Below are 26535 nucleotides of genomic sequence, written 5' to 3'. Positions count from 1 at the left end.
AAACGGCGTTTACTAATTTACGGCCTCCAGTGATGCACAGCGGACGGCATGAAGGGAGGCAAACACCATTTAATAAGATCCCTTAGAACGAATCCCACCTTGTCCTTTTTAAAAAAAAAAGGGCAGGGTCTGAACCACGTTACGCGGAAATATACCAGCGGGTTGATAAGACTTCTGTTTGTTAGCGCACATACCAAAATAATTTCAATAAGCGCATTTTAGTGTAGGAAAATAAGGGTTTTATTTATTTAAATCAATGCTTTATTTGTAATCTGTAAGCTATAAGCCTGACCTTATGTTCGCTAGCGCACAGATCAAGTTATCTAAATTGAGTATCTTTTGCCTGCATGAAAAATTAGGCTTTCTGGTCAATCGCTAAAATCAATTGGCCTTTTAATAATGCAATTAGCTTTCAATTTGAAAATGGCAATTTTTCGGGGAAGCAATCGCAGCATGCGAATGACAGGTCGTTTCATTAACACAATTATTAGAAGGGGTCGTCAATGGTAAATCGGTTTCAACCTAGGGTTCACTGGTTGCCACGCAATCTGGCCAACCAACCCATGTTGCTAGGAGCGGCCTTACTTTTACTTTCCTCCCCACCGAATGCCAATGAACGCAGTGCTTTACTCGTTGGCCCCGTTTTAGATCATGCCAATAGTTTGTATGCCGATAAGAAATTCGATGATGCCCGCCAGGCATTTGAACAGGCATTGGTCATAGACCGAGGTTCATTATCGGCGTGGCGCGGCTTGGGCTGGAGCTATTGGGCATTGGGGCAAAAACCACGGGCGTATCAGATATGGACAGATGTGCTGAAAGGTTTTCCTGATGATGCGCAGACACTGTCTGCGCTCGCTAAAGCCAGTGAGCAAGACCAACGCTGGCAAGACGCCGATGGCTATTACACCAAGTTATTGTTCTTGCAGGCGCATGACCCTTCCGCCCATTTGGGGAAAGCACGGATATTGCTTGCCCAGCATGATTTTCCCGTTGCCGAATTGGAAGCCAGGGCGGTGTTAGCGGATGATCCAACGAATGCACAAGCGAAATCCCTGCTTGCCGACACCTTAATCGGGCAACACCATTATCAAAGTGCCGAGTTGTTATTAAGGACGGTCGCCATTGTCGAGCCGGTGCCTAACAATCTGAACCGTTTAGGAAAAGTCCAAGCGGAATTGGGCAAATACCCGCAAGCGGCAGAAAACTATAAAAAAAGCTTAAAACTCAAGACCGATGCGGGAACACTCGCCGCTTGGCGGGGCTTAGGGGCAAGCCTTCGGAAAGCCGGACAAAATGCAGCGGCTTACCGCATTTGGGAGGGTTTATTGCAAAGCCAGCCTAGGGATTTACCGACGCTATTGGCGATAGGCCGGGCCAGTGAGCAGGACCAATTATGGGAACAAGGTTTGGATGCCTACGGGCGCGTTTTACAAAAATCACCAAACGATCATGATGCGGCCTTGGGCAGGGCAAGAATTTTTTCGGCGCAACAAAATTATCCTGCCGCTGAGCTGGAATTAACCGCGCTGTTACAGCATTCACCCTCGGATACACAAGCAAGAACAGCCCTTGCGGAAACTTTGGTTGCGATGGGACGCGGGCAGGAAGCGGCAATCATTTTGAAACCCATTGCCGAAAACAATCCCAGTGCAAAAAAACTCAGCCGTTTAGGTACGATTCTTAACGATGCCGGCAATGATGACGAAGCGTCGGCCTATTTCCAACAAAGCCTGCAATTAGACCCTGACGATAGCACGGCGGTACTTGGCCTGGCGCACAGCTATTGGGAAAAGCATGACTACACCGCGTCTATCGCCTTGTTACAAGGTTATTTGGCAAAACATCCTGACAATGAAAATGTCCGTACCCGCTTAGCCGAACATGCTTCCGCTGCCGACGATTGGGAATTGGCAGAACGCGAATGGCGATACCTTGCCGACAAACATCCAGAGCAAACCAAGTGGCAACTGAAACTTGCCATGTTGTTGCACAGAAATGGACAGCATGACGAAGCCATCACGATTGCCAAAAACGTGATCGCCAAAGAGCCGAATAATGAAATGGCGATGGGTTTACTAGCCGACGATGCTCTTTTTTCTGGGAATTTGGAATCCGCCATTTATTGGACAAACCGCCAAAATACCCTTTCGCCCAGCATTGAAAAAATCACCCGCTTGGGCAGAATGCGCGTGCAATTGGGGGAACGTCTCGATAAAGAAAACCGTCACGATGCGGCGCTCATCCAGTACGGTGCCGCAACCCAAGATTTTCGCCGAGCCGCCGCGCTTGATCCGATAAAGAGTGGCGCACCGATTGATATTGTCCAAACCCTGAGGTTACAAGATCAGCCGGAAGAGTCGATTGCTTACGCCAAGCAATTGCAAGCCCAATACCCGGCTTCAATCGATGTCAACAAACAACTGGCAGTCACTTACCAAGAACAAGAGGCGTATTCAGAGGCTCAGGCAACACTCACCAAAAACACCGCATTTTTACCGAACAGTTCGGCCTTGCAACAAAATCTGGCGGATTTGACGTATCACGCGGGTGATAAGGAAGCTGGTTTTGCCCTGCTGAATGACGCGCTCGAAACAACCCAACGTCCTACGATCCCCATTTTGCTGTACCACGGCATCACCGTATCGGATCATCGCGATACGGTCTCCCTGCAAAAATTTCGTGAACAATTATTGGCACTTAAAAAAGAAGGCTATCAATCGATCACCATGAGCCAGTTGCAGGGGGCTATGGACGGAACGGGTTCATTACCGAGTAAACCGCTGTTGATTACCTTTGATGATGCGCGGGCCGACAGTTTCAAATATGCCGATCCGGTACTTGAAGAAACAGGCTTTCGGGCAACCATGTTCGTTCCGGTGGAAGACGTGGCAACCCATCAGCCGTATGCCGCAGTCTGGACGATAGTGAGAAAAATGCTCGCGACTCAACGTTGGGATATGCAGTGCCACGGGTCTGACGCACAACACTATATCCCCGTCGATGCCGAAGGCCATTTAGGGCATTTTTTGGCTAACAAAATGTGGCTGAAAGACACCAACCGCTTGGAAACTGACCCAGAGTTTGCCGCCCGCATTGAGCAAGATATGCTCACCTGCAAACAAACCATCGCCCGTGAATTGCCTGGCACAAACGTAATTGCTTTTGCATTTCCCTACGGCGACCAAGGCCATCGGTCACTTTCCAATACACCGGAAGCCTTTAGCATCAACCAAGCCACCGTGAAAAAGCAATTTAGCCTGGCGTTCAATGTGGACAATACCTACCTTGCAACCAGTGGTACGCCCCGATACATCCTGCCGCGTTTCGAGGTGCCACGTTCCTATTCAGGTGCAGACCTTGTCCAGCAACTGAAGACGATCGACCCCGTGACGTCAACCTCTTACAAGCTGGCACACTTGGATGTGGAATCAGGCCGTTATGGTCAGGCGTTGAACATTATCAATACCTTGGATAAAGAGGGTGCGGTTGATAAAGCCGAGTTGCTCACCACTTCCGGCAAAATTTTAAATTGGAGTGGCGATCATGCCGGGGCGAGAACCAGCTTGAATTCAGCTTCAACACTGCGTCCAAACGATCCGCTGATACAAAAAGAAATAGCCAACCTAGACAGCCGACTGGGAGCCTCGGTGCAAATGAGTGGCTTGTATTTTGAAGACAATGCCGACCGCCGTTTTTACAGTCTCGGCCCATCCTTACAATACGGCGTTTCCGATAGGTTGTCAGTGGCGGCTTATTATAAATACTTGGATTTTAAACAAACGCTCGATCCGGCAAGAGATGGCGTTATTACAGAGCAACAGTTTGAAACCACCGGCAACCAATTCGGCGGTCAATTCAATTATGAACTGGCGGCCCGATCACACTTATCACTATCAGCGGGTGTTGCTGATTTTTCTGAAAACACCGCATCACCGCCGGCAAAATCCGGCATCACCTTTCCCTTAGGCGCGGTTGAGTTGACTTCAGGTTTAGGAGATAAGCTCGATGTGTCAATTGCCGCCGACCACACTTACGTCAATACCGCCGCTGCAATACTAGATGACTTGGCGTTCACACGGGTGAAGGGTGGAGCCACCTACAAAATCAACGATCCGCTCAGTGTCGGTTTTAATCACGCCTATTTTGACTATACCGACAACAACCAACGTAACCGCACGGAAGTGTCTCTGGATAGCAAGGTTTTGAATAACCCCGATGTTAGCGTCGGCGCACAATTTATCCATGACGATACCCAAACCAACAGCCCGTTGTTTTGGACACCCAATAGTTACATGGCCTTTTCGATTCCAGTCAATTTGCAAAAGAAATGGGGAAAGGATTTCGTCACCGAGCTGGCGCTCGCGCCTGGAATGGGTAAAGAGGCCAGCAATAATTTTGATTTCCAATTTAACGGTGCGGGCATTGTGAAGTGGAATGTCAAAGACAATTTAAGTTTGAGCTTGTCATTAAACCGCTATCAGGCGGCAACGTACTCTAACTTTAGTGCGTTTTTTGGGATGTTTATCAAATTTTAGGTCACATCAAGACAGATCCGTCGGGGTCACATGACCCGCAGGAGCGACGGATTAACCCGGCTTAAACAGCCATAACAACAATAAACATGGTAACAACGCAGCCATGAACCATTACAAAGAGCAAGAAAATCCGAATACGGAAACGGGTAGGCAACTGCCTGTAAACACCGTCAAAGTGCTTTGCGGCAATGACGATACAACCGAGATCAGTACCGATCGCCAATTAAAAGAAAAATACAATTTGGAAGAATGGACGGATGGCATCCGCATCAGCTGGATGTAAGCGGGGTAGGGCAGGGGGCTAATTTGGAAAATCGGTGGGCAGAAAAGCGGTCAACGCCTGCTTACATTAAGAAAACGACACTTACATTTAAAGGAAAGACTATGCCGATTGTTGCTGTGATAGGTTTGGGTTACGTGGGCTTGCCGCTCGTTGTCGAATTTGGCAAACATTACCGTACGATTGGTTTCGATATTGCCGTGGATAAAGTCGAATCGTGCAAAAAAGGCATTGACCCTTCCCATGAATTGCTCGAAGAGGATTTGCTGGCGGCTGTTCATGCCGAATACACCGCTGACCCGACGTATTTGGCGGAAGCCGATTTTATTATCATCGCCGTACCGACACCGGTCGACTCGGCACATATCCCCGATTTTGGCTGCCTGATTAGCGCCAGCCGTTGTGCCGGACAAAATATGAAACACGGTGCGGTGGTGATTTACGAATCGACGGTTTATCCGGGGGCGACCGAAGAAGTGTGTATACCGGTGTTGGCAACCGAATCCAAAATGACGTGGAAAGAAGGTTTTTTTGTCGGTTATTCGCCAGAACGCATTAACCCTGGCGACCGTGAACACACCTTAACCAAAATTTGTAAGGTAGTGTCTGGCGATACTGCCGAAACCCTTGATAAAGTCGCGCAACTCTATGAAAAGATAGTGGTTCCTGGTGTCCATCGTTGCTCGAGCATTAAAGTGGCTGAAGCCAGCAAAGTCATCGAAAACACCCAACGCGATTTGAACATTGCCTTGATGAATGAGCTGGCGATTATTTTTGATATGTTGGCAATTGACACTAACGAAGTCTTAGATGCTGCGGGTACGAAATGGAATTTCCTGAAGTTCAAACCGGGCTTGGTCGGCGGGCATTGTATTGGTGTCGATCCGTATTATTTAACCCATAAAGCCGTGACGATGGGTTATCACCCGCAAGTCATTTTGGCAGGCCGACGCATTAACGATGGCATGGGCAAATTTATCGCTGAACAAACCATTAAAGTGATGATTGCCTGTGGCAGTTATGTGAAGGGTGCGCGCGTGAACGTGCTGGGGCTGACGTTTAAAGAAAATTGTGCGGATTTGCGCAATTCAAAAGTCATCGATGTTTTTAACGAATTAAGGCGCTATGGCGTGGACGTGTTTGTCCATGACCCGTATGCCAGTGCGGAAGAAGCGGTACAGGAATACGGTGTAAACCTGTTGGCTTGGGATGACATGCCCAGAGCCGATGCCATTGTCGCGGCGGTATCGCATGACAAATTCGCCTCCTTGTCGGTTGAAGATTTCCAGAAAAAACTGATTAAAGGCGGTTGCATCATGGATGTGAAGTCGAATTTGCATGCGGCGGAATTTGAGCAAGCGGGAATGACGGTATGGCGTCTATAGCTGGACTGGCTAAACCACTGGGTTTGCTGCTGGCTTTGGGCTTTTCGGCAACGGCGTTCGGGGCTGCGTTGGTTGATAGTTTTGACGATGCCAGTTTGCCCGTCATTACCGAAACTGGTGACAGGAAAGGCAGCGTCGACCCTAATTGGTGGTTAAATGCGGGGGCGTACGTCCATCGCGCCAACGGTTATTTGCAGACGGTGCAAGGCAAACTCGACAGTACAGACCGTTTTCGGTGGTTGTATGCCGCTTCAAATCCGACTGATACTGACAATGGCTATTATCCACAAAATCTCCTGCGCTTAGTGACACAGGCTAAATTTACCAACTTTAGCCAACAGGTGTTTTTCAATATTGCCCAAATCAATCTGTCGAGCAGCCCAAACCGTAACCCATCCAACGGCGTGTTTTTCTTTCATCGCTATCAGGATGGCAATAATTTGTATTATGTCGGCATTAGGGTGGACGGTTTTGCGGTGGTGAAAAAGAAAATTGCCGGACGTTACGCTGTGTTGAAATCCGTCGTCGTTTATCCAGGCCCATACCATCGCGAAACACTGCCCAATTTGCTGCCGCTCCATCGCTGGATCGGTATGAAAACAGAATTGGTGAGCAACGCAAGTAATGAGGTAGACATAACGCTCTATCTCAACGATCCGCAACTCGGTTCAGGCTGGACTAAAATCCTGCAAGTTGAAGACAACGGGGCAGATGGCGAATGTATTATGGAGGAAGGTTATGCGGGGATTCGTAGCGACTTCATGGACGTGAGTTTTGATGCCTATGAAGCGGTCGAAAATTCAAAGAAAAACTAATTTTTGGCAGAAGGAGGGCAAACGATTTTATCGTTTACCCTCCTTTTTTAATGGCTTAAAAAATATCGGACACCTGTTATGGAATGACCGTCATAGGATTACAAACAGTGGCACTTCCTGCACCTGCAATGGCTGCCAGATTGCTTAAGGTCTTCACAGCCACCTGTTCTGTCCGGAAGGCATAACCTTTACCAATAGGTTGATAGGTCACCGCGTCAGAACTGACATACGCGTTGTATTTGTGATTGCTTAGGTTCGTGTACAACCTAAACCGATACGATTTACCCGCCACATACGGAATAGGCGTCAGCGCTGTATAAGTACCGCCGTTTCTCGCATCAATCATGCCATTGGTATTAAAGCGGACGATAGCCGCGAGGTTGCTATAACTCGAAGCTGCCCCGCTCGATAGGCCAAAAACTCCGTCAATACTTGAACCCGATGGTGTGGCATTAAATTCAACGGTCATCGTACTGGTTGCCGTCGGTAATGGGGTGCTGACCCACGTACCGCTGCTGGTTGAACAGTTACTGGCTGTCTTGAAGCTATTGTCAGCCGAAACAGCTAGATTGCTGGAGGCATCGTCGGATTTAACCAGAAAGTGGTAAAGCGTTTCTTTCGTTAATCCGGTCACGGTAACGCTGTGGTTAGTCACCAGCGCGGTATCAAGCAGGCTGGTTTTGCCGTAAGCCGTCGTCGTCCCATATTCCACTTGGCTGTCAGATGGTTCGTTGGTTGTCCAAGTCAATGTGGCCTTGTCCATACCGACCGCTTGCGCCGTAATCGCGCTTAGCACAGGCGGTGTGGTATCGGGTGTGACTGCCGTATCGGGCGATATTTCACGGACACTCATCATTTTGTAAACCAAGCCGTTAGCACCGACATTATCGCTGCGCCAGTAAACGGAGATATTGGGTTTGCCGGATTCTGAGCCCGTGCGGGTATCCGATGCCGTCAGTTTCATGGCGGGATCCATACCGGCTTTACACGGCGTACCATTCACGCCGAAATTGGCGCCGGTATCGACAAGCTCATTGACTTTAATCCAATTGCCGCCGTTTAAACCGTCGGTTTGGTCCATCCACAACTCCAGCTTGACGTTGCCGTCAGCTAAGTCATAAACCACATACTTGTAGCCTATCCAGACATTTTTTGGAAAGCCGCCCGCCCAAATGGTTTTGTTTTGGATTGCGGTCGAATCGGGATGGCTGGTTTCTTTTTCAAAGTCGATATGACCGTCATAGCGAATCCGCGCCGACATGCCACGGGTATCGCAAAGGTTGGCGGTTTCCGAACCGGTCGTACCGTGGTTGGTGCGCGCCAAGCCGACAATGCCGCCATACGCCGTACCGCTATCGGCAACGCGCTTGGCATAAACGGTCATTTCAACGTTGTGCCAGCTGTTGAGTTTTGCTGGATCATGGATATACATGCGCGGAACTGCTCCCGAAATGGTGAATAAACCATTGCCGTCAACCGTATACGAAGCATCGCCATGGTCGGCGTCAAACCAGGCATCCTGAGGGTCGATACCCGTAAAAGAACGTTTGGAGCCGTTATCCCATGAGGAACCCCATTCTTTTCCCCCCAGAAGGGTCGGGTGAATTTGGTTGATGCCGAACCGGTCGGTGGCACCTATAGCCGCTGAAGTGGCGGTGAGTCCATAGATGGTGAGTAACGCTAAAAATTGCGGAATTTTGGGATACATAAAGTTTAAATTTGGGAATACTCAGTTGAGTTATGCTATTGCCATCGTTCTGTACCACACGGGCATATTTTCCCTTTGCACCTTGAGCGTAGCCAGAAATTTTGGCCGAGGAAAATCCGGCTACTTCTGTTCTGCTTCATTGTCATGAAGCTTCAAAAGCCAAAATTATCCAAACCGTTAAAATAGCCTGCTTCATGTGCGCTAGCGCACTGACTCTCATAGAACTTTGAATGAAAATGTCACTTCATAATTTTTTAATACTCATTTGTCGTATTGATAGGTTGTGAAAAAGAAAAAGCGCTTGTCTTGCTTACAAACGGTAATAGTACTGAACCTATTATTACCGTTGCCTTAGGTGGAAATAATTAATTGAAAAAAGGGCAAAAGAAAACTGACAAACTTCGTTGGTTAGAGCTTGGCTCGCCAACGGTTTGTTAAAGCTAATCTACATATTTAATCAAAAAATCGGATTTACACCGGTTCATCACTCTTATTCGTCAATAGGTAAAAAGGTGCTGGCACCAATAAGCAACAGGAAAACTGCTGGAACCTTTTCGAAATAAATGCCAAATAACTTTATTAAAAACAATTGCTTGTTTTTATTGATAAAGAATTCGGACATAAGAAGCATAGGATAAATAGCTTATTCTTACTATGGATAAGACTACTCAAATGTAGTTTTGTGATGGCGTTAGCATTTATTAGTGTATTGATAAACGCTAATGGATGAGTCTGTATTATTTTTTAAGTTCCCGAATTTTTGTCACGCCCTCTTCATCTTTTTCTCTTTTATTCCTCTAAGTTCGCTACCGCACCGACTCAACGTTGCCTTTTTCCTAATATGCAATCGGGTAATAGAAATCTATTTTTCGCCCTATTCTGGCAAGCATCATTCCTTAATGTCATCAAAGCGGTAAGCCCTCTGTGCCAGGAGCGATCATGATTCGAACCCCTCGCTTTTAACAGTGCAGATACGGCTGGTTACATCTAATCAAACAGGAGAATACTATGTGTGGAATTGTTGGCGCAGTCGCGCAGCGTAACGTTGTCCCCCTCCTTTTGGAAGGCTTGAAACGTCTTGAATACCGTGGCTACGATTCGTCGGGCTTGGCGGTTATCCATAAAGCACAAATTCACCGCGAACGTCAGGTTGGTAAAGTTTCAGGACTCGAAGCGGCAATCCAAAAAAAACCGATTCATGGCAAGCTGGGCATCGCTCATACACGTTGGGCGACACACGGAAAACCCACCACCCGTAATGCCCATCCGCATGTCTGCCGCGATATTGTCGCGGTCGTGCATAATGGCATCATCGAAAATCATCAAGCCTTACGTACCGAATTGATGGCGGCGGGTTATGAATTTACCTCCGAAACCGACACGGAAGTGATTGTCCACCATGTTTACAGGGAATTGCAGAGTGGGTTAACGCTCTTCCAGGCGGTCAAAAATACCGTCAAAAAATTGCAAGGCACTTATGCCTTAGGTGTTATGAGCCAAGATGACCCCGATACCTTGGTGGTGTGCCGAAAAGGTAGCCCGTTGGTGATCGGCATTGGCATTGGCGAGCATTTCATCGCTTCGGATGTTTCTGCCTTGTTAGCGGTTACCCAGCGCTTCATTTTTCTTGAAGACGGCGATATTGCCGAACTGAAAAAAGACAGCTTGGTGATTTTCAATGGCGATGACGAGATTGTCAGCCGCCCAGTCAAGGAAAGCGCGTTAAGGGCGGATGCAAACGACAAAGGCAGCTATCGCCATTTCATGCTCAAGGAGATTTACGAACAGCCCGCTGCCATTATCGCCACATTAAAAGGACGTTTCCTTGGGCAACGCTTTCAAGAAAACGCTTTTGGTATGAATGCAACCGCCGTTTTCGACCAAATCAAACGTGTACAAATCCTCGCTTGTGGCACCAGTTACCACGCAGGGCTTATCGCCCGTTATTGGTTGGAAGAATTGGCGGGCATCCCTTGCAATATCGAAGTCGCCAGCGAGTTTCGCTACCGCAAACCGATCATTTCCGCGGATACCTTAGTCGTCACTCTGTCGCAATCCGGTGAAACCGCAGATACGTTAGCGGCCTTGCAGGAAGCCAAAAATTTAGGGGCTAAATATTCGTTGGCAATTTGCAATGTCCCCGAAAGCTCTTTAGTCAGGGAATCGGATTTGGTGATGCTAACCTGTGCCGGCACCGAAATTGGTGTTGCTTCAACCAAAGCCTTTACCACCCAGTTGGTTGCCTTGATGTTGCTGACGTTGGCATTAGGCAAACGGTTCACGCTTGATGAAGTGACTGCCCAGCGTATCACCAAAGACTTGTATGCCTTGCCTAACAAGATTGAGGATGTGCTAAGACTGGATGCCAGCATTGAAAAATTGGCAGGGCAATTTGCCGAAAAACAGCACACCTTATTCTTAGGCCGCGGTACCCAATATCCAGTGGCGATGGAAGGTGCTTTGAAACTCAAGGAAATTTCCTATATCCATGCTGAAGCCTATCCCGCCGGAGAATTAAAACACGGCCCATTAGCTTTAATTGATGCCGAAATCCCCGTGATTGCTGTTGCCCCGAATAACGATTTATTGGAAAAGCTGAAATCCAATCTACAAGAAGTCAGCGCCCGTGGCGGGCAACTCATTATCTTTATGGATGAAAGTCTCAATCCTGAAAATGGCGATAATATCCAAACCATACAAGTACCCAAAATCAGCAATGAATTGGCTCCTATTTTGTACACCATCCCTTTACAGCTGTTGGCCTACCACGTTGCCGTCCTCAAAGGCACCGATGTCGATCAGCCAAGGAATTTGGCAAAATCGGTGACGGTAGAATAGGCCGTATACCCCTTTAACAAATTGAGCCATTTGCAGTTTGGTATAGCTAAATCATTTGGTTTATGTTCGATAGCGTACTGTTTTGTAGGGGAACTACCATTACAGTACCTTTTAGATTTTATGGTTAAAAAAGGCACGTCCTTACTGAGCCATAAAACAGTTTTAACACGTAAAGTCAGTGTTTTTATTTTGGCGTAACCGCCATAACCCTTTAAGGAAAATATCATGGAATCAGTGGATAACGCCTTCACCGCAGCGCATGAAGCGGTCGATAAAATTGCGAGTGCAGCCAGTCATGCCGCAGAAGCGCTGGATGAAAAAGGCGAACAATTGAAAAATGCCGAACATCGTCTGGTCGACAATTGTAATGGCTACATCCGTAGCAATCCGATTGCGTCGATAGGCATTGCCGTCGCGGCGGGCTTTATGTTGAGCCGTTTGTTGGGTAGCCGTTAGTCGCATGTATTTAAATTCATTTTGGGGGCCGTGACCGGCAAGCCCGAGCGGCCTAATGCCTGAGGGTATTTTGAATACAAGAACCCAAGTAAAACATGATGCCAAGCGAAGGGGAAAATCAGGATGCCCATTTTAAGCAAGAATTTGACGCTTTATGGGTCGAGTTACGCGGCTTAGGCTATGACCATTTCCAGCTCGCCGCCTTAGAAACACGGCGGGCGGGCGAAAGCTTCGTCACCATGTTGATGGTTGGGGTGATGATTGCCGTTTTGCTGGTTGCCACATGGCTGGGCATTCTTACTGTCGGCGTCTTGGCTTTAATAGAGCAGGGGGTAATGGTCAGCAGCGCGGTGCTGGCTGCGGTTGCCGTCAATTTACTGTTCGTGTTGTTGCTTGCTGGTGTGCTGCGCCGCAAAAGCCGTTTTTTACAATGGCCCGCCTGCTTGCACAGCTTGCGACAGAAACCGAACAAACAACGTAATAACCCATCGACAAGCCTATGATTTTTTCATCGAAAAGCCATAAAGCGCGGACACTCTCCGCGCAAATTCGCGCCGCCGAACAGCGTGTATCTAATCGCCAGCGGCAAATTGGCATTCATGCCGCAGCGATCACAGAAAAAGTCGAACGCCAATTGACCACGCCACCCAATCTATTGTTGGCGGGCGGCATAGGTTTCATACTAGGGGAAATAACTCAAAAAGCCCCCATCGCGACCAGCAAAAATGGCACTGCCGCGGCGGCGGCTACTCCACTGAAAACAGCTATGAATCTATTTGCTTCCCTTCAATCCGTGTACGCATTTTTGCCATTGGTATTGGTGGCGATAACGGCGCTTGATTCTAAGCCAGCGGCATCGAAATCAACAGTGGATAAGGCTAGCCATTAATGGTCTTGTCAGTAAGACGCACCGCACTTTATTTTGCCTGATAGACCAGTATGGAAAGCAAAAGAACCATGGTCAGAAATGGCTTAACACTAAAACGCCACAAAAAATGCATTGCCTATCATGAAGCGGGTTATGCAGCGGGTATTCATTTAAACAATGCAACCCAGCCGTTTCCTTCCGTGGATTTTAAAATTATCTTAGACGTGCCTGTTGATGCCCAAGCAACGGAAGCAGCCTATCAAAATAACCAGAATGATGGTTATCTAGCGCGGGTAGAAGGCGGGCGCCTAGTGAACGAGATGCCGCCCATCATTAGTTGGGATTGCGAATTGATCGAGCATGAAGAAGCCAATCGGCTATGGCTGAAGTATCACCAGCATGCATTTGATGTCGATATGGTGAATATGATGGTGGGCGCCCTGGCGGAAGCAAAATATGTCGCCGAAAATGATAATGAGCCATTCAACGCCAGATTGGTCAATCTAAACGCCTTGGCAAACTATGGTGGCGGTGACGATCTTGATTTGATCCATGACTATTTGCAGCGCTTTCCCTTTAACCAGCAACAACGGCTTGAGAAATTGGCGGAATTGTTTGCTTCTGCATTTCATTTTGTAAGCAACGAAGCCCGTTGGGCGGCTATTTCCAGATTGGCGGATTTTATTATGGACAGCCGCGAACACGTTATTGCGGGGGAATCGGTGGTCTCCATACTTGAACAATCGCTAGAATGCTTTCAAAACCGGCAAAAGTTGTTATCAAACTTTTAAACGGCTTTAGGCTGCTTTTGTGGGCAATACCTTAAAGCCTTTGCATGCTGATATGCAAAAAAACAGTCAGTTATGGGAGTGATGGGGTATTTTCGCCAATAGGCGACCAGGCTTTTTTTAAGCATAGCGGAGATATTGATGGGGCATAACTTAGGTCAATCGGGTTGATGCGGATCTGCGGCAATAGAGGAAATTGCCGCAGATATGCCAACTGCCTATCACATACCTTTTTTCACATCTTTAGCGGCACCTTCGACATGTTCGCCGCCGCTTGATACGTCTTTGCCCATTCCTTCTATGGTGTTGCACGCCGCTAACACCGTCATAAAGCCCAGCATTATTGTCCAAGTTAACATTTTCTTTGTCATGGTGATTCTCCAAAAGTGTAAGAAATTCCGGCAAGTCGACATGAGCTACCGGACATCACCAGCAAAATTGTTAATTTTACTGGCTTTTAAAATCAGCAGATGATGACCCGCTGTTTTTCGTGCATCCCTAAGCAAGGAAGTGCTTTAGCGTTGCTTGTCAGCTATTTTTGCCTGCGAACATAAGCAAGCCACAACCAGAGGCTATGGCGGCTACGCCTGCCCAAATCGGAATATTGACCGTTTTGGTATCTTTAACGGTTAACTCTAACGCACCAATTTTGGCTTCTTGAGTTTCTTGGGTATAGCTGAATTGACCGTATACCAGCCCGAATAGGCCTGCCACAATCAATAAGGTGGCGATGATTTTGATAGAACCCATTTTGTACCTCCCCAATAATATGAATGTCATACGCGAATACCAAGGCTTGGATTCCCGTTTTTACTAAAGGACACGCCGCCCTTGAATAAGGCGCAGCAAGATCATGATGATGGCAACCACCAGAAGAATATGGATAAAGCCGCCTAATGTGTAAGATGAGACGAGACCCAGTATCCAAAGGATGATTAATATGAATGCAATACTTTCAAGCATGAGCGTGTTTCCGAAAAAGAGTTTGCTTCCTGACGCCAAAGCGTCAGACAAAGACGAAATATGGCTGAAAGCGGGTCGTTTTTATTAGATTTCCACTCAATAAACGGATTTAAAAGGTATCTGCTTCAATGGTTCCTTTTATTTCGCTGTTTTATGAAGGCTATAAACCCACCTTTAAAAACATTTCTTGTTGCCTGGATCAATAGTACAGGCAATAGGAAATGTGTTCGGTGCGGCAACGTACATAGACGAACCCGTACAGGGCAGTGTGGTTTTAACGTTCGCCATCCTGTACAAATTGGCACCCAAACGGCAGGTTAATCGCCAGCCGCGTTGGGTGCTTTTCATCCAGAGGAATCTTATTGCGCCGCTTTCAAATGGGTGACAGCTTCCTCTGCGGATTTCTTCGCTAAGTCGGGATGCCCCATTTTGTTGTGGTCAACCACTTCGTTAAGGCTTTTGATACCCGCTGTCAAATGCTCATTAGCCGTTGTCGCATGGGTTTTTGCCGCTTCTGCATGTTCGCTGGCTGATTTGCTGTCAGTGGCTTTGACAGCCGCTTCGGCATGTTTGAGTGCTTCAGCCAGATGGCATTCTTCGGCGTAACCAAAAGATGAAACGCAAGCTAAGGTAATGCCTATCCAGAAAGCGCTAGCTTTCGTCGTATTTTTTTTCATCGTTATTTCCTGCGAGTTTAATGATGGGTAGGGCGTCTGTATCAGATGCGTTTTTTAAGGTCTTCTTTCAGATCGCCAAAGCCCGATTTGACTTTACCCATGTTTTTTTCAAGGTTGCCATCTAGCTTTAAAGATTCATCATCCAGAATGACGCCCGTTGCTTCTTTGATTTTGCCTTTCACTTCTTCAGCATGGCCTTTTAGTTGGTCTTTGTTCATGAGTCTCTCCAGTTTGGGTAGTGTCATGGCCCAATAGCCACGATCAAAGCGGGGAATGGTTATTCCCAACGCTTGGTTAAGCACACTACAGCGAAAAAAAACGCCAATCGGTTCGCCAACACACAAAGATTGCGTTTTTTCAAACATCCTGCAGGTTCAAGGTGCTTATGTACGATAGCGTACCGACACCGGTTAATCAGTTAGCTAAGCTCAATAAAGGCTTGTGTGACATCAAGCCTTTACTGAGCCAATCTTGGTGATGTCCAAGATGCCGACCTTTTTGAAATTGGAAAAAATTATGAAAAAAACAATCCCTATGGTTGCTGTCTCCGTTTTGAGCGCAGTACTGGCTGGCACCGCTTATGCGGACGATATTCAAGACAAAGAAAAAGAGTTGGTTGAAAAACAGCAGGACGTTGTTGAAATCAAGCAGGAACTCAACAAAGAAAACGAAAAGGTAACGGAAGAACGCGTTCACGAAGCCAATAAAACCATGCAGCAAATCAGCCGGGTCAGCAAAATCATCGGTACCAAAGTGACCAATCCTAAAGGCGAAAGCTTGGGTAGCATCAATGAATTGGTTGTTGACCCTGATAGCGGTCAAGTTGTGTATGTTGTCGTAAGCTTTGGCGGCATGTTTGGCTTGGGCAATAAATTGTTTGCCTTGCCTTGGAGTGCATTGCATTGGGAGCGTGATAAGAAAAATTATGTGTTGAATATCGATAATGAAGTCTTAAAGAAAGCCCCCGGTTTTGATAAAAAACATTGGCCTGACAGCAGCAACAAATGGGATCAGTGGCGTGAAGAAATTGAGCAGTTTTATCGTAACAAGTCCTAATAGCTAGAGGTTGTACGACGATTTAAAAAGCAATTTTTTGCACAGCCGATGGATTAAAGATTGCGGGCTTTCCTCGGCAGATTAATCCAAAGGCTCTGTTGCTGCCGCAGGCACGCTTCAAAATAGACGAGGGTAGGGAATGGACATCAAGACGAAAGATTTCCGCGTTGCAGAAGGCGCTATTGTCAACCTTAAGCATTGGCCGACGCGGACTGAACCTGTTTATCAATCCAATAAAGATTATCAAACACAACTTGATGGGCAGGTGGATACCTTGAGCGCCTTGCAACAGCTGCAGTACGCTTCAAACAGGTATGCCTTGTTGGTGATCTTTCAAGCCATGGATGCGGCAGGCAAAGACAGTGCGATCAAACATGTTATGTCGGGTGTCAATCCGCAAGGTTGCCAAGTATTTAGCTTTAGGCATCCTAGTACGGCGGAGTTGGATCATGATTTTCTCTGGCGTACCAGCCAATGCCTGCCAGAACGCGGAAGAATCGGCATCTTTAACCGTTCCTATTATGAAGAGGTGCTGATAGCCCGTGTGCATCCTGAAATTTTGCGCAGCCAAGGCTTGCCGGATGAATTGCTGGATGAAAGGACAATCTGGCAGGAACGTTACCAATCCATTAATGATTTGGAAAGGCATCTCCACCGCAATGGCACGCGGATCATCAAATTTTTCTTGCACTTATCCAAGGAAGAACAGCGCGAACGTTTTCTGGCGCGTATCGACAAACCGGAAAAATTCTGGAAATTCAGTCTTGCCGATTTACAGGAACGGCAATTTTGGCATCAATACATGGAAGTTTATGAAGCGTGTTTGGGCGCAACCAGCAGCGACAACGCACCTTGGTATATCGTCCCGGCTGATGATAAAAAAAACACCCGCTTGATTATTGCCCAGATTATTGTCGATACGCTGAAGGCTATGGATTTGCATTATCCCGAGGCGGATTCGGCGCGCCAGCAGGAATTGCTGAAAATACGCCATCAATTAATGCAGAAAGAATAATAAGTAATGGTGATTTAAAGTCCATTTAAACACAGCACAGCTGATATGGTCGCCACCAAGCCTTGCTCCATTCAGACGAGCCAACACGATTCCACCCTGGAAGCGGCGTTTTTGGGTGACTGGCTTTTGACTGCCAGTATCCCTCCGTTAACGCCGATACTCAGCCAACTCGACAAAAGCAAGGCTGTTAAACAATTGGTGTTTTCCACGCAGGAACTTGGTCGGTGGGACAGCGTGCTGATGATCGAGCTGATCCAGTTGATTGATGAAGGCAAAAAGCAAGGCGTACAAGTCGATACCAGCACCTTGCCTGAAGGCATCCAGGGTTTGCTTAATTTGGTTTATGCCGTTCCAGAACCTAGCGGTGCAAGGCGCGCAGCAGTGCTGGACAGCTGGTTGGCAAAGTTCGGCAATTTCGGCTTGTTGCTCTATAAAGATAGCCAAGCGGTCATTGTTTTTATCGGCGAACTGGCGTTGAGTGCCGTTACTTCGCTACGCGGTAAGGCGAGGATGCGTCCTGAGGATTTTTGGCGCAATATCCAAGATTGCGGGCCATCGGCTTTGCCTATTATCACCTTGATTAGCGTATTGGTCGGTTTGATTTTGGCCTTTGTAGGCGCCGTGCAATTGGCCTTGTTTGGGGCGCAAGTTTACATTGCTGACATGGTGGGTTTGGGTATGACCCGCGATATGGGCGGATTGATGGCGGCAGTCATCATGACAGGCCGCACGGGCGCGACGTTTGCTGCCCAGCTGGGCACCATGCAGGCCAACAGCGAAATTGATGCACTGAAAACCATGGGGTTTGACCCCATGGTCTTTTTAGTGTTACCGCGTCTTTTGGCCTTAATTTGCATCATGCCGATGTTATGCCTGTATGCCGATCTGATGGGTATTTTGGGTGGCGCGTTGGTGACGACCAATTTTTTCGATATTTCCCTGATCCAATATTTGGAGCGCACGGCATCTGCCATTCATATGAAAGATATTGGTATGGGTATCACCAAATGCGCGGTTTACGGCGTACTCATCGCTCTGGCGGGTTGTCTGCGCGGAATGCAATGCGGACGGAGCGCCTCGGCGGTAGGCGATGCCACCACCTCGGCTGTCGTCACTGGCATTGTCTTTATCGTGGTTGCCGACGCCATTATGACCATGATCTGCCAGCGCTTGGGTATTTGACGATGGCAACGCCCTGCTTGACGATTAAAGATTTAACCTTGGCCTATGGCGAATTCATCATTCAGCAAAACCTGAATTTCACCATCAATGAAGGCGATATTTTCATCATCATGGGCAGCAGTGGCTGTGGTAAAAGCACGTTGTTGATGACTTTGGTCGGTTTGCTGAAGCCCCGCCAAGGTGACGTGCTGTTTGGCGAACAAAGCCTGTGGCAAGCCGACCCGGAAGCGCGGCAAAAAATTTTGCAGTATTCCGGTGTGCTTTTCCAAACCGGAGCGTTGTTGAGTTCAATGACGCTGTTTGAAAACGTTGCCCTACCATTAACTGAACACACAGGCTTAGGCATCGACCGCATCCGCCAACTGGTCGCCTACAAATTGGCCTTGGTGGGATTGGCAGGATTTGAAGATTTTTACCCTTCCGAACTCAGTGGCGGCATGCAAAAACGGGCCGGATTGGCACGGGCGATGGCGCTTGATCCTAAAATTTTGTTTATTGACGAACCTTCAGCGGGATTGGATCCCGTCAGCGCCAAACTGATGGATGATTTGATCCGCAATCTACGTGACCACTTAGGGGCGACCATTGTCATGGTCACGCATGAATTGGCGAGCATTTTCGCCATCGGCAACAATTCCGTTTTTCTCGACACCGAAACCAAAACCATGATCGCCACTGGCCCGCCACAGCAATTGTTAGTCGAATCGGAAGACCCGAAAATCATCCGCTTTTTAACGCGTGGCGAAACTGATAAACATCAAACAGAAAAACCACCGGAGCACGCATGAGTAAGCCCGTATCGCCTTACGCCATCGGCTTGTTTATGATCGGGGCGTTGGTTTTGCTGATTGCCGCCCTCATGATTTTTGGCGGCGGGCAACTGCTCAAGAAAAAATCCGAATATGTCATTTATTTCGATTCTGCCTTAAATGGCCTTAACATCGGTGCGCCCGTCACTTTACAAGGCGTACAAATTGGTACGGTAAAAGAAATATCGTTGGAATTGGACGAACATTCCGCACGTATTATTAAACCCGTCGTCATTCAATTGGACTCGGAAATGGTTTTGAATACGGAAGGGCATCCATTTAAAGCGGCGACGACGCTGCAAGAACGTCAGGAAAACGCTAAACGTCTGATTGATGCGGGCATCAAAGCCCAGTTGCAAACCCAAAGCTTACTGACCGGGTTGCTGTATGTGGAATTTAATTTTCATCTGTCCTCGCCATTAAATTTAACCGGTCTGCATTACAAAAACTTGGCGGAGTTACCGGCAGTGCCTTCTACGGAAGACCAAATCAAAAATACTGCCGAAGAAATATTGGCGAAAATCCGCAAATTGCCGTTGGAAGCAATGGTCAACGACTTGTCATCGACCTTAAAAGCAGTACGTGAAATGGCCACCTCGGACGAATTGAAACAAAACCGGCAAGCACTGACCCGGTCGTTGAATGAAACCGAAAAGCTCGTCGCCACGATGAACCGCAATATTACGCCCTTGCTCAATAATATGAACACCACGATGACCGACACACAAACCTTGGTGCGGCAATTTACCCGTGATATGAAACCGGTGTTGGCGGCCACCCAAACAACCTTGGACACCGCCAATAATGTCTTACTGGAGTCGAAAAAATCCCTCGGTGCCGTGGAAACGCTCGCCGCCCCCGATGCTCCGCTGTGGCAGTCGCTGGAATCGCTTCGCGATGCAGCACAATCGACTCAAGAGCTGACCGATTACCTCCAGCGCCATCCCGACTCGATCGTGTATGGCAAGGAATAACCCCTCATGAAATGTCTGCCAACGTTGCTTTTGCCACTGTTATTCAGTGCCTGTATGCACAACGAAAGCCGCCCCATCCACTTTTATCGGTTGAATGCCGATGCGGTAAACCCACCACGCCAGCTTTCTGCACCCGCCTTTAATGGTAGGGTGGGCTTGGGGCCTGTACACGTAGCCGAGTATTTAAAGCGTCCGCAAATGATGATCGGTGTGGGTGACAATGAGTTTAAGCTGGACGAACAGCACCGTTGGGCTGAGCATTTGGATCAAAACATTACCAATGCCTTGCTCAAGGCTTTGTCAGGCTATTTAGGCAGTCAGCGGATAGCCCGCCATCCTTGGCCTAAGGGGCAAACCACCGACTACCAAATCGGTATCGATATTTTGGAATTTCATATCGATGCTAACGGGCAAAGCCGCCTGATGGCCCAATGGACCATCAAACACAAAGATCAGACGCTTATCGAAAAACATTCGCTCTACCAAGCTCCCGCTTCAACGACCGATTATGACCTAATGGTCAAGGCGCAAAGCCTATGCTTAAGCAAACTGGCACAGGAAATTGCCGCAACCTTGCGGAATGGTCTGTACGATTTATAGCAGAGACTTTTTAAAGTTATGGTGGTTGCCTGTTGGCGAATCCGCCTTACCGAGTTGAGCAGATAGACATCTTATCCGGCAAAACACCCAAAAAATCGTAGGTTGGGGTGAGGAACGAACCCCAACACATCCGGACGCATCAATCGTTGGGATTCCTAACTTTACCCCAAACTACGGCTCTGCCTTCAAAAGCTAGCGAACCCCATCTTAAAATTATAAGTCAGATAGCTATTGCCAGAATAAGCTTGCCATGAAATTTCGATTGAACGGAAAAATGTTAAAAAAAACTTCATACGCGCTGTAAGAAATCCTTTTTTTCTGCGACTCATTATTCAGGAAAGCGATTTAACCAAAACGCTGCTCCTAAACCTTCTTTTTAATATAAATTTTGAGATCAAAACCATGAACAAAAAATCTTTGACATTTACTATCGGCAGCATTTTCGCAACCGCTTTAACCACTGCCAGTATTGCCCATTCCGACAGCAATCCGTTTGGCATGAAAGAAATCAGCCAAGCCACTGTGGTTGCCGAAGCCGATAAAGCCAAAGAAGGCAAATGTGGTGAAGGCAAATGCGGTGCAGAAAAAGCCAAAGCTGCCACCGAAAAAGCAGCCGAAGGCAAATGTGGCGCGAAAGGCGAAGAAAAAATGAAAGAAGCCAGTTGTGGTGCCAGCAAAGGCGCGGACAAAATGAAAGAAGGCAGCTGCGGCGGCGAGAAAAAATAAACGAAGTAGCGAAGTGAGCCAAAATAGCGCAGCGTATTCCTCCGCATAGAAACCCCGAACATGTGGCGCAATGCCTGCTGGTTATTGCGCCCTATCGGGTTGTGGCTGGGCTTAGCGAACTCAAATGCCAAGCAAAAGCTTGGGTACACGATACCCGTCCTAGCAACGTAAAGTCACACTAGGCTTTTATATTTAAGTTAGGCATACATGGAAATGGAGTGATGAAAAATTATTATTCATTTGTTGGAGGTGATGTTGGCTCATGGAGTGTGACCGACCAAAATACAAGGATTGGATCCCCTCTTGAACGAGTGCAAAGAATTGAAGTAGTTAACGCGCCACTTAATAATTTGGATGAGCGAGGTATCTGGGCATTACAAGGTTTTACAAGTAATGTGCGTTATGCCAATCGAAATGAAATTATTAAGCTCCAATCAGTACAAGAGGGTTTAAATAGAAAGGAATCTGTGTGCGCCGCTCTTATTCCCATCAAGAAAAATGCAGCATGGTGGTCTATGTCTCAGGATGAACGAAGGGCTATTTTTGAAGAACAATCGCATCATACTGAAATCGGTTTAGGTTATCTTCCCGAAATTGCCCGTCAACTTCACCATTCGCGTGACCTTGGCGAACCGTTTGATTTCATAACATGGTTTGAATTTGCACCAGAACATACGGAACTATTTAATAACTTACTTGAGAAGTTACGGGCAACAAAAGAATGGCAATTTGTTGAACGTGAAATTGATATTCGCTTAGCGCGCTAGGTTGGGCGTGAAACAAACCCCAACCGATCGCCAAACATTCAATGTTGGGGTTTATAAGTCCGCCCCAACCTTGTATATGGTTTCATCTCTTATCTCAAATTATCTTAGTTTTAAAATTTGAGACGACAATTAGTCTGACGCAGGGTAGCCTGCGGTGCTGCTAAAAATGATAATGCAAGCCTACGCCGAAATATTCAATTTTGTTTTTATAAAACTGTCCGCTCGGTGTGTAGCCGTTATAGTATTCGGCTAGGACTTGTAATTTACGGCCTAACACTTGTAAATTTTCAAACTCCACGCCGGCGCGTGCCGACAAATCGGTATTCCAATTATTTTCTTCGAAGTTTTTGATGTCGGCGGCAACGACGGGTCTTAGGGCGGCAAAATCGAGCCGCCAAGGGCTGCGGAATTCCATGCCATATTGCGCCATCCACGGTTTCAGTGTTGAAGGTTCGCGGTCAAACATCCCACCTCCACCGCCATAAATGCGTAAACCAAACGGCAAATCATAAGAAAGCCTTGAATCCACACCCTCGTAGCTTAAGTTCACCCGTTGAAATTTTGTGTGTACTTTGCTGAGCAGAAACTCGTCACCCAAGTGTGAGCTTTGGTGAAACAAACGGGTAAAGGCGGAAAACCGGCCCGCCCGGATGCTGGAGTAAAGGGAAGCGATAAAGTCGGTGTTGACCAAGTCTTTCGATGCCGAATCCAGATTGAAATCACTAAACACGCCACCTTGAATCCCGGTTTCCCATTGCACGTTAGAATGCCCGAACGCGCTGCGGTAAAACGGTATGGTTTCGCCAAAGCTGACAGACGCCACGTTTTTGCCATCAAAATTATCGTTCTGGTAACTGCGGTAAGAAGCCGAAAAATGCGCCCAACGCGGATCAGCAAGTAATGGTTTGAACAAATGACCGGTAGGCAATATTCCCGTCGGCAGTATTGCTGTTTCCGATATGTCGGGTCGGGTATCAACCGATTTTTGGTATAAGCTTGCCGTTTCGTCAGCCTGCGTCAAAGCCACCGGCAATAATGCCAAAGCCATTATTGTTAAACAGGGTCGTTTGTTTATCATTACTGAACCCCTGTGGTGGGTTTGACAAGCAGTTGGGTGATTACGGATTTCACATGTTCTTGCCCATTTGCCAATTCCATCGCTCTGCCCAAGCTTTGCTCGGAATCCACCGTGCCGGAGAGCGTGACGACACCGTTGATGGTCGTGGTTTCAATATGGGAAGCGCTGAGGATTTGATCGCCTGCCAATGCATTTTTTACTTTCAGCGTAATCATTGCATCATCAATATATTCTTCGGCAACATCGGCCTTATCTTTTACGGCTTGTTTCGCGTTATCCATTGTATTGGCAGCTTTTCCCGCGGTGTTTTCCATGTCTTCACCTATTTTATGGGCAGCCTTATCAATTTTTTGTCCGGCTTTTTCGGCGGAACCTTCGGGTTGGCAAGCTGCCAATCCTAAACCAGCAGAAATAGAGGCTATGATAAGAAAATTATCGGTCAATCTCTTGCGTTGAATGTCACTGATTCTGTTCATGAGTGGTTCCTTGCGATGTTGGGTTTTTGATGTGAAAAATACAGCCCTAAGTGATGTGTTGTTGATACGATGGGATGTTGTCAGAGGACTGTGCATATCCCATTCGTCGGTTCAAACCCAGCGGTTTGAACCCCAGTTAAAGCATACCGGCAAGGTAGGAATTCAGTCTGTACGCTATCGTACATAATCAGAGTGGATGGATCGGAGACAGAGGCCAAGCCATCGCATGATTGCTGGCTTGTCCGAAAAATCAATTTAGCGGTGGTTCGGGAGGTAAGCCGGGGGGCGGTGTAGGGGGGAGGGGATATTGGTTGGGGTTATTCTGATTGTCCAGGCTATTGGGTGCATAACTTCTTTCATCAAACGTGGGCGTATTGTCGGAAAAATGCCCGGAAACAGGCACTTGGTGGCCCTTGGCATACATACATTGAATGTAAGCGGCATCAAAACGCTGTTGTAATTCATACATAGAGCCATTGGCGGTACTGGAGCCGATTAAACTACCCGCCACCAAACCGGTGCCTGCACCTATCGCCGCACCACCACCTCCGCCAATGGCAGCACCGGCTGCCGCACCAACAGCGGTGCCGACGATTGCATTGCCAACCCCGCTATTCACCGCCGCTTCATTAGCCGTTGTATTGCCTACTTGGGCAGCAGCAAATTGCTGGCAGACTGAATCATCGTTTCGGAATTGGGCAAAAGATTGGTGGTTGCCAGGTAATACCATCACACTAGGGCCGTTGGGCAGGGTTGCACAGCCTGACAATGCCAGTGCTGCCAAGCTTGGCAATGTTTTAAAAAGGGAAGGCATGGCTGTGTTCCTTAACGGATGAGGGCGGGGTTGGGTTCAACTTGTTGCCAAGCACTCCGACATTGTTTGACGTAAGGATGGTAGCCAGGCGGGTTATAGCAGTAATACCAGTAGCCTGGCGGAAACTGCTGATTGTACGGTTGTTGGATGTAAACGGGCGGAGACGGGATGGTGATGACCGTTGGTGGGTAATACGGTGTTTGATACCGATAATTGTAATAGGGGGTTGAGTAATAAGGTGACCCGAAATAAATGCCAAATCGGGAGGTTCCGCCATAGCCGCCGGGATTGCGGTAACCACCGCCACCATATCCGTATCCGCCACCGCCCCTGTAACCATCATCCCGATCACCGCCACGCCAACCGCCGTTATCGCCTCTGCCGCCAAAGTTACCTTCATGCCCGCCGCCACGATCCCCGCCGCCGCGATCTCCTCCTGGTCCGCCGCCATGATCACCACCACCACGATCTCCTCCTGATCTGCCACCACCATGATCCCCTCCGCCAACCGGTCCACCGCCCTGACCACCTCCGCCATGTCCGCCGCCTTCATTACCGCGCGCCCAACTGACCCCGCTGTGCGAACTCAACACCATCAGAAAGAAGGCAGATGCGATTATGGAAATTTTCATTACTCAATCCTTTTAAAAGTGCTTTTATCCCAAAGCTGAATGCTTGGGGCAAAAATGGCTTGCTTCTGCTAAAAGCAAGGAAACCAGTGCTTGGTGGGGCAATTTTTTAACCTTGCCGATTCAGGTGCAAAGACTTAAGTGAATTCGTCAAAGCACCGCTTATCGCGTTTTCAAAATAGCTCTGGAGAGCCTATTGACTCCAAACATAACGATAAAAACCTATTTACCGTCACGCCCCATCAATTCCATTTTTCCCAACCATTGTTGCCTTTTGCTGGCATCCATCGTATCGACCTTGCCTATCAACGTTTCATGCGTCGTCTTTATGCCGCAAAAATGCAGGATATTCCGCTCCAGACTTTTCAGGCTATGTGCCAAGTAATACCAACGGAAAATAAATGCAGGCATTCCCATCGTCACCACAATATGCGCGGTTTTTCCGGCTAGCAATTTTATCCATCTGTGTCCGTCGCCACCTTTGTCGAAGGCAAAACTAGGGCAAAACACTTGTTCGATAAAGGCTTTTAAATACGCGGGCATAGAGCCTAACCACAACGGGTAGATAATCACCAAATGCTGTGCGGCTTGAATGGTTTGTTGGACCTGTTGCAGACTTTCGGTGGCTGCACCTTCGTAAAAATCAGCTTGGGTGCGTAGTATTGGGAATTGGATTTTGGCAATGTCGATGACTTGAATATGATGCCCAGCCGCTTGCGCACCTTTTAGATACTCAGCTGCCAAGGCGTGGCAAAATCGATCGCCTGAAGGATCGGGGTGGCCTTGAATAAGAACAATGCGTTTGGTTTCCATAAAGTACTCGTTTGGGTGGGCGGTACTGGATTTCATCTCGCAGAAAACCTCAGTCACCTTAGGTATTCGCCAGCAGCATGCCTGATATACCGCCCAAACACCGTACGTTAACGCACTCAAGTTTGTGGGCTTTATGATGGAAATGGTTTTTTCTTCCGATTACTCCAGTCACGCCTGTTAACGCGAGTAGATGAATTGATTAATTTGGGTGTTGAATGTTGGTGGGAATTGGGATTAGGCGCATTGAATTTTTTGGAGATTATGACCGTATTGTTAGCGC

Annotated in this window: 28 protein-coding genes; 17 read left to right on the top strand and 11 right to left on the bottom strand. The window is 47.7% G+C overall.

The features are described from left to right. Positions 1-503: 503 nt before the first annotated feature. From ACYQ1O_RS12045 to ACYQ1O_RS12030, 4 genes are all read left to right on the top strand, one after another. Positions 504-4538, top strand: coding sequence for a tetratricopeptide repeat protein (locus ACYQ1O_RS12045; RefSeq protein ID WP_459991981.1), 4035 nt, complete (start codon positions 504-506; stop codon positions 4536-4538). 103 nt (positions 4539-4641) lie between these two features. After that, positions 4642-4821: a hypothetical protein gene (locus tag ACYQ1O_RS12040; RefSeq protein WP_459991980.1), complete on the top strand. Its 180-nt coding sequence runs from the start codon at positions 4642-4644 to the stop codon at positions 4819-4821. 101 nt (positions 4822-4922) lie between these two features. After that, positions 4923-6203, top strand: coding sequence for a nucleotide sugar dehydrogenase (locus tag ACYQ1O_RS12035; RefSeq protein ID WP_459991979.1), 1281 nt, complete (start codon positions 4923-4925; stop codon positions 6201-6203). Further along, positions 6191-7018 carry a hypothetical protein gene (locus ACYQ1O_RS12030; protein WP_459991977.1) on the top strand — a complete coding sequence of 276 codons (828 nt, stop codon included), beginning with the start codon at positions 6191-6193 and terminating at the stop codon, positions 7016-7018. Before ACYQ1O_RS12035 ends, ACYQ1O_RS12030 begins: the two co-directional genes overlap by 13 nt. A gap of 76 nt (positions 7019-7094) precedes the next feature. On the opposite strand, the gene ACYQ1O_RS12025 is transcribed toward ACYQ1O_RS12030, so the two are convergent. After that, positions 7095-8726: a fibronectin type III domain-containing protein gene (locus tag ACYQ1O_RS12025; RefSeq protein WP_459991976.1), complete on the bottom strand. Its 1632-nt coding sequence runs from the start codon at positions 8724-8726 to the stop codon at positions 7095-7097. A 1008-nt stretch (positions 8727-9734) separates the two neighbouring features. Here ACYQ1O_RS12025 and glmS point away from each other — a divergent pair. The 5 genes from glmS to ACYQ1O_RS12000 all read left to right on the top strand — a co-directional run bounded on the left by glmS (position 9735) and on the right by ACYQ1O_RS12000 (position 13679). Continuing rightward, positions 9735-11564 (top strand): glutamine--fructose-6-phosphate transaminase (isomerizing), encoded by a 1830-nt coding sequence (gene glmS, locus ACYQ1O_RS12020; protein WP_459991974.1) that lies wholly within the window; start codon positions 9735-9737, stop codon positions 11562-11564. A 225-nt stretch (positions 11565-11789) separates the two neighbouring features. After that, positions 11790-12020 carry a DUF883 domain-containing protein gene (locus ACYQ1O_RS12015; protein ID WP_459991973.1) on the top strand — a complete coding sequence of 77 codons (231 nt, stop codon included), beginning with the start codon at positions 11790-11792 and terminating at the stop codon, positions 12018-12020. A 95-nt stretch (positions 12021-12115) separates the two neighbouring features. After that, positions 12116-12523, top strand: a complete 408-nt coding sequence (locus tag ACYQ1O_RS12010) for a phage holin family protein (RefSeq protein ID WP_459991972.1) — start codon at positions 12116-12118, stop codon at positions 12521-12523. Beyond that, positions 12520-12909, top strand: a complete 390-nt coding sequence (locus ACYQ1O_RS12005; RefSeq protein ID WP_459991970.1) for a hypothetical protein — start codon at positions 12520-12522, stop codon at positions 12907-12909. Before ACYQ1O_RS12010 ends, ACYQ1O_RS12005 begins: the two co-directional genes overlap by 4 nt. 50 nt (positions 12910-12959) lie before the next feature. Then, entirely contained in the window at positions 12960-13679 is a 720-nt protein-coding gene (locus ACYQ1O_RS12000; protein ID WP_459991969.1) for a hypothetical protein, read from the top strand. 218 nt (positions 13680-13897) lie between these two features. On the opposite strand, the gene ACYQ1O_RS11995 is transcribed toward ACYQ1O_RS12000, so the two are convergent. The 5 genes from ACYQ1O_RS11995 to ACYQ1O_RS11975 all read right to left on the bottom strand — a co-directional run bounded on the left by ACYQ1O_RS11995 (position 13898) and on the right by ACYQ1O_RS11975 (position 15534). After that, positions 13898-14047 (bottom strand): entericidin A/B family lipoprotein, encoded by a 150-nt coding sequence (locus ACYQ1O_RS11995; RefSeq protein WP_459991968.1) that lies wholly within the window; start codon positions 14045-14047, stop codon positions 13898-13900. Positions 14048-14204: 157 nt separating this feature from the next. Further along, positions 14205-14426, bottom strand: a complete 222-nt coding sequence (locus ACYQ1O_RS11990) for a hypothetical protein (protein WP_459991966.1) — start codon at positions 14424-14426, stop codon at positions 14205-14207. 63 nt (positions 14427-14489) lie between these two features. Then, positions 14490-14639: a lmo0937 family membrane protein gene (locus ACYQ1O_RS11985; RefSeq protein WP_459991965.1), complete on the bottom strand. Its 150-nt coding sequence runs from the start codon at positions 14637-14639 to the stop codon at positions 14490-14492. Positions 14640-14998: 359 nt separating this feature from the next. Next, on the bottom strand, positions 14999-15316 hold the full coding sequence (gene smbP, locus ACYQ1O_RS11980) for a small metal-binding protein SmbP (RefSeq protein WP_459991964.1): 318 nt from the start codon (positions 15314-15316) through the stop codon (positions 14999-15001). 41 nt (positions 15317-15357) lie between these two features. Next, entirely contained in the window at positions 15358-15534 is a 177-nt protein-coding gene (locus ACYQ1O_RS11975; RefSeq protein ID WP_459991962.1) for a CsbD family protein, read from the bottom strand. Positions 15535-15832: 298 nt separating this feature from the next. Here ACYQ1O_RS11975 and ACYQ1O_RS11970 point away from each other — a divergent pair, with 298 nt between their 5' ends. The 8 genes from ACYQ1O_RS11970 (at position 15833) to ACYQ1O_RS11935 (ending at position 22445) form a co-directional block, all read left to right on the top strand. Beyond that, the gene (locus tag ACYQ1O_RS11970) at positions 15833-16372 is read left to right on the top strand and encodes a PRC-barrel domain-containing protein (protein ID WP_459991961.1); all 540 of its coding nucleotides are present in this window, start codon (positions 15833-15835) and stop codon (positions 16370-16372) included. Between the two features lie 139 nt (positions 16373-16511). Continuing rightward, complete coding sequence (locus ACYQ1O_RS11965) at positions 16512-17387, top strand: ADP-polyphosphate phosphotransferase (protein ID WP_459991960.1); 876 nt, start codon at positions 16512-16514, stop codon at positions 17385-17387. A 45-nt stretch (positions 17388-17432) separates the two neighbouring features. Further along, on the top strand, positions 17433-18569 hold the full coding sequence (locus ACYQ1O_RS11960; protein WP_459991958.1) for an MlaE family ABC transporter permease: 1137 nt from the start codon (positions 17433-17435) through the stop codon (positions 18567-18569). A 2-nt stretch (positions 18570-18571) separates the two neighbouring features. Then, positions 18572-19357, top strand: coding sequence for an ABC transporter ATP-binding protein (locus tag ACYQ1O_RS11955; RefSeq protein ID WP_459991957.1), 786 nt, complete (start codon positions 18572-18574; stop codon positions 19355-19357). Beyond that, complete coding sequence (locus ACYQ1O_RS11950; protein ID WP_459991955.1) at positions 19354-20352, top strand: MlaD family protein; 999 nt, start codon at positions 19354-19356, stop codon at positions 20350-20352. The genes ACYQ1O_RS11955 and ACYQ1O_RS11950 overlap by 4 nt, the downstream gene beginning before the upstream one ends. A 6-nt stretch (positions 20353-20358) precedes the next feature. Then, positions 20359-20952 carry a PqiC family protein gene (locus ACYQ1O_RS11945; RefSeq protein WP_459991953.1) on the top strand — a complete coding sequence of 198 codons (594 nt, stop codon included), beginning with the start codon at positions 20359-20361 and terminating at the stop codon, positions 20950-20952. A gap of 402 nt (positions 20953-21354) precedes the next feature. After that, positions 21355-21678 (top strand): HvfA family oxazolone/thioamide-modified RiPP metallophore, encoded by a 324-nt coding sequence (locus tag ACYQ1O_RS11940; protein ID WP_459991950.1) that lies wholly within the window; start codon positions 21355-21357, stop codon positions 21676-21678. A 221-nt stretch (positions 21679-21899) separates the two neighbouring features. Beyond that, on the top strand, positions 21900-22445 hold the full coding sequence (locus ACYQ1O_RS11935; protein WP_459991948.1) for a chlorite dismutase family protein: 546 nt from the start codon (positions 21900-21902) through the stop codon (positions 22443-22445). Between the two features lie 160 nt (positions 22446-22605). Here the strand turns inward: ACYQ1O_RS11935 and ACYQ1O_RS11930 are convergent, their stop codons facing one another. The 5 genes from ACYQ1O_RS11930 to ACYQ1O_RS11910 all read right to left on the bottom strand — a co-directional run bounded on the left by ACYQ1O_RS11930 (position 22606) and on the right by ACYQ1O_RS11910 (position 26255). Beyond that, positions 22606-23523: a DUF1207 domain-containing protein gene (locus tag ACYQ1O_RS11930; protein ID WP_459991947.1), complete on the bottom strand. Its 918-nt coding sequence runs from the start codon at positions 23521-23523 to the stop codon at positions 22606-22608. Then, positions 23523-23999, bottom strand: a complete 477-nt coding sequence (locus ACYQ1O_RS11925) for a BON domain-containing protein (protein ID WP_459991946.1) — start codon at positions 23997-23999, stop codon at positions 23523-23525. Before ACYQ1O_RS11925 ends, ACYQ1O_RS11930 begins: the two co-directional genes overlap by 1 nt. 250 nt (positions 24000-24249) lie before the next feature. Next, positions 24250-24813 (bottom strand): hypothetical protein, encoded by a 564-nt coding sequence (locus ACYQ1O_RS11920; protein ID WP_459991945.1) that lies wholly within the window; start codon positions 24811-24813, stop codon positions 24250-24252. A gap of 11 nt (positions 24814-24824) precedes the next feature. Further along, a complete protein-coding gene (locus ACYQ1O_RS11915; RefSeq protein ID WP_459991944.1) occupies positions 24825-25445 on the bottom strand; it encodes a hypothetical protein in 621 nt (206 codons plus the stop codon). Between the two features lie 219 nt (positions 25446-25664). Beyond that, positions 25665-26255: an NAD(P)H-dependent oxidoreductase gene (locus ACYQ1O_RS11910; RefSeq protein ID WP_459991943.1), complete on the bottom strand. Its 591-nt coding sequence runs from the start codon at positions 26253-26255 to the stop codon at positions 25665-25667. Between the last annotated feature and the right edge of the window lie 280 nt (positions 26256-26535).

Source organism: Methylosoma difficile (assembly GCF_054657615.1).
The sequence above is the reverse complement of the archived record's forward strand: the minus strand, read 5'-3'. Positions and strand labels throughout refer to the sequence as shown.

Coding starts and splice junctions, on each gene's coding strand:
- ACYQ1O_RS11955 (WP_459991957.1), top strand. CDS start 18,572: ATGGCAACGCCCTGCTTGACGATTAAAGATTTAACCTTGGCCTATGGC.
- ACYQ1O_RS11985 (WP_459991965.1), bottom strand. CDS start 14,639: ATGCTTGAAAGTATTGCATTCATATTAATCATCCTTTGGATACTGGGT.
- ACYQ1O_RS11990 (WP_459991966.1), bottom strand. CDS start 14,426: ATGGGTTCTATCAAAATCATCGCCACCTTATTGATTGTGGCAGGCCTA.
- ACYQ1O_RS11910 (WP_459991943.1), bottom strand. CDS start 26,255: ATGGAAACCAAACGCATTGTTCTTATTCAAGGCCACCCCGATCCTTCA.
- smbP (WP_459991964.1), bottom strand. CDS start 15,316: ATGAAAAAAAATACGACGAAAGCTAGCGCTTTCTGGATAGGCATTACC.
- ACYQ1O_RS11945 (WP_459991953.1), top strand. CDS start 20,359: ATGAAATGTCTGCCAACGTTGCTTTTGCCACTGTTATTCAGTGCCTGT.
- ACYQ1O_RS12025 (WP_459991976.1), bottom strand. CDS start 8,726: ATGTATCCCAAAATTCCGCAATTTTTAGCGTTACTCACCATCTATGGA.
- ACYQ1O_RS12015 (WP_459991973.1), top strand. CDS start 11,790: ATGGAATCAGTGGATAACGCCTTCACCGCAGCGCATGAAGCGGTCGAT.
- ACYQ1O_RS11970 (WP_459991961.1), top strand. CDS start 15,833: ATGAAAAAAACAATCCCTATGGTTGCTGTCTCCGTTTTGAGCGCAGTA.
- ACYQ1O_RS11920 (WP_459991945.1), bottom strand. CDS start 24,813: ATGCCTTCCCTTTTTAAAACATTGCCAAGCTTGGCAGCACTGGCATTG.
- ACYQ1O_RS12000 (WP_459991969.1), top strand. CDS start 12,960: ATGGAAAGCAAAAGAACCATGGTCAGAAATGGCTTAACACTAAAACGC.
- ACYQ1O_RS11925 (WP_459991946.1), bottom strand. CDS start 23,999: ATGAACAGAATCAGTGACATTCAACGCAAGAGATTGACCGATAATTTT.
- ACYQ1O_RS12010 (WP_459991972.1), top strand. CDS start 12,116: ATGATGCCAAGCGAAGGGGAAAATCAGGATGCCCATTTTAAGCAAGAA.
- ACYQ1O_RS12040 (WP_459991980.1), top strand. CDS start 4,642: ATGAACCATTACAAAGAGCAAGAAAATCCGAATACGGAAACGGGTAGG.
- ACYQ1O_RS11950 (WP_459991955.1), top strand. CDS start 19,354: ATGAGTAAGCCCGTATCGCCTTACGCCATCGGCTTGTTTATGATCGGG.
- ACYQ1O_RS11965 (WP_459991960.1), top strand. CDS start 16,512: ATGGACATCAAGACGAAAGATTTCCGCGTTGCAGAAGGCGCTATTGTC.
- ACYQ1O_RS12030 (WP_459991977.1), top strand. CDS start 6,191: ATGGCGTCTATAGCTGGACTGGCTAAACCACTGGGTTTGCTGCTGGCT.
- ACYQ1O_RS11940 (WP_459991950.1), top strand. CDS start 21,355: ATGAACAAAAAATCTTTGACATTTACTATCGGCAGCATTTTCGCAACC.
- ACYQ1O_RS11935 (WP_459991948.1), top strand. CDS start 21,900: ATGAAAAATTATTATTCATTTGTTGGAGGTGATGTTGGCTCATGGAGT.
- ACYQ1O_RS12045 (WP_459991981.1), top strand. CDS start 504: ATGGTAAATCGGTTTCAACCTAGGGTTCACTGGTTGCCACGCAATCTG.
- ACYQ1O_RS12035 (WP_459991979.1), top strand. CDS start 4,923: ATGCCGATTGTTGCTGTGATAGGTTTGGGTTACGTGGGCTTGCCGCTC.
- ACYQ1O_RS11975 (WP_459991962.1), bottom strand. CDS start 15,534: ATGAACAAAGACCAACTAAAAGGCCATGCTGAAGAAGTGAAAGGCAAA.
- ACYQ1O_RS12005 (WP_459991970.1), top strand. CDS start 12,520: ATGATTTTTTCATCGAAAAGCCATAAAGCGCGGACACTCTCCGCGCAA.
- ACYQ1O_RS11915 (WP_459991944.1), bottom strand. CDS start 25,445: ATGAAAATTTCCATAATCGCATCTGCCTTCTTTCTGATGGTGTTGAGT.
- ACYQ1O_RS11995 (WP_459991968.1), bottom strand. CDS start 14,047: ATGACAAAGAAAATGTTAACTTGGACAATAATGCTGGGCTTTATGACG.
- glmS (WP_459991974.1), top strand. CDS start 9,735: ATGTGTGGAATTGTTGGCGCAGTCGCGCAGCGTAACGTTGTCCCCCTC.
- ACYQ1O_RS11930 (WP_459991947.1), bottom strand. CDS start 23,523: ATGATAAACAAACGACCCTGTTTAACAATAATGGCTTTGGCATTATTG.
- ACYQ1O_RS11960 (WP_459991958.1), top strand. CDS start 17,433: ATGGTCGCCACCAAGCCTTGCTCCATTCAGACGAGCCAACACGATTCC.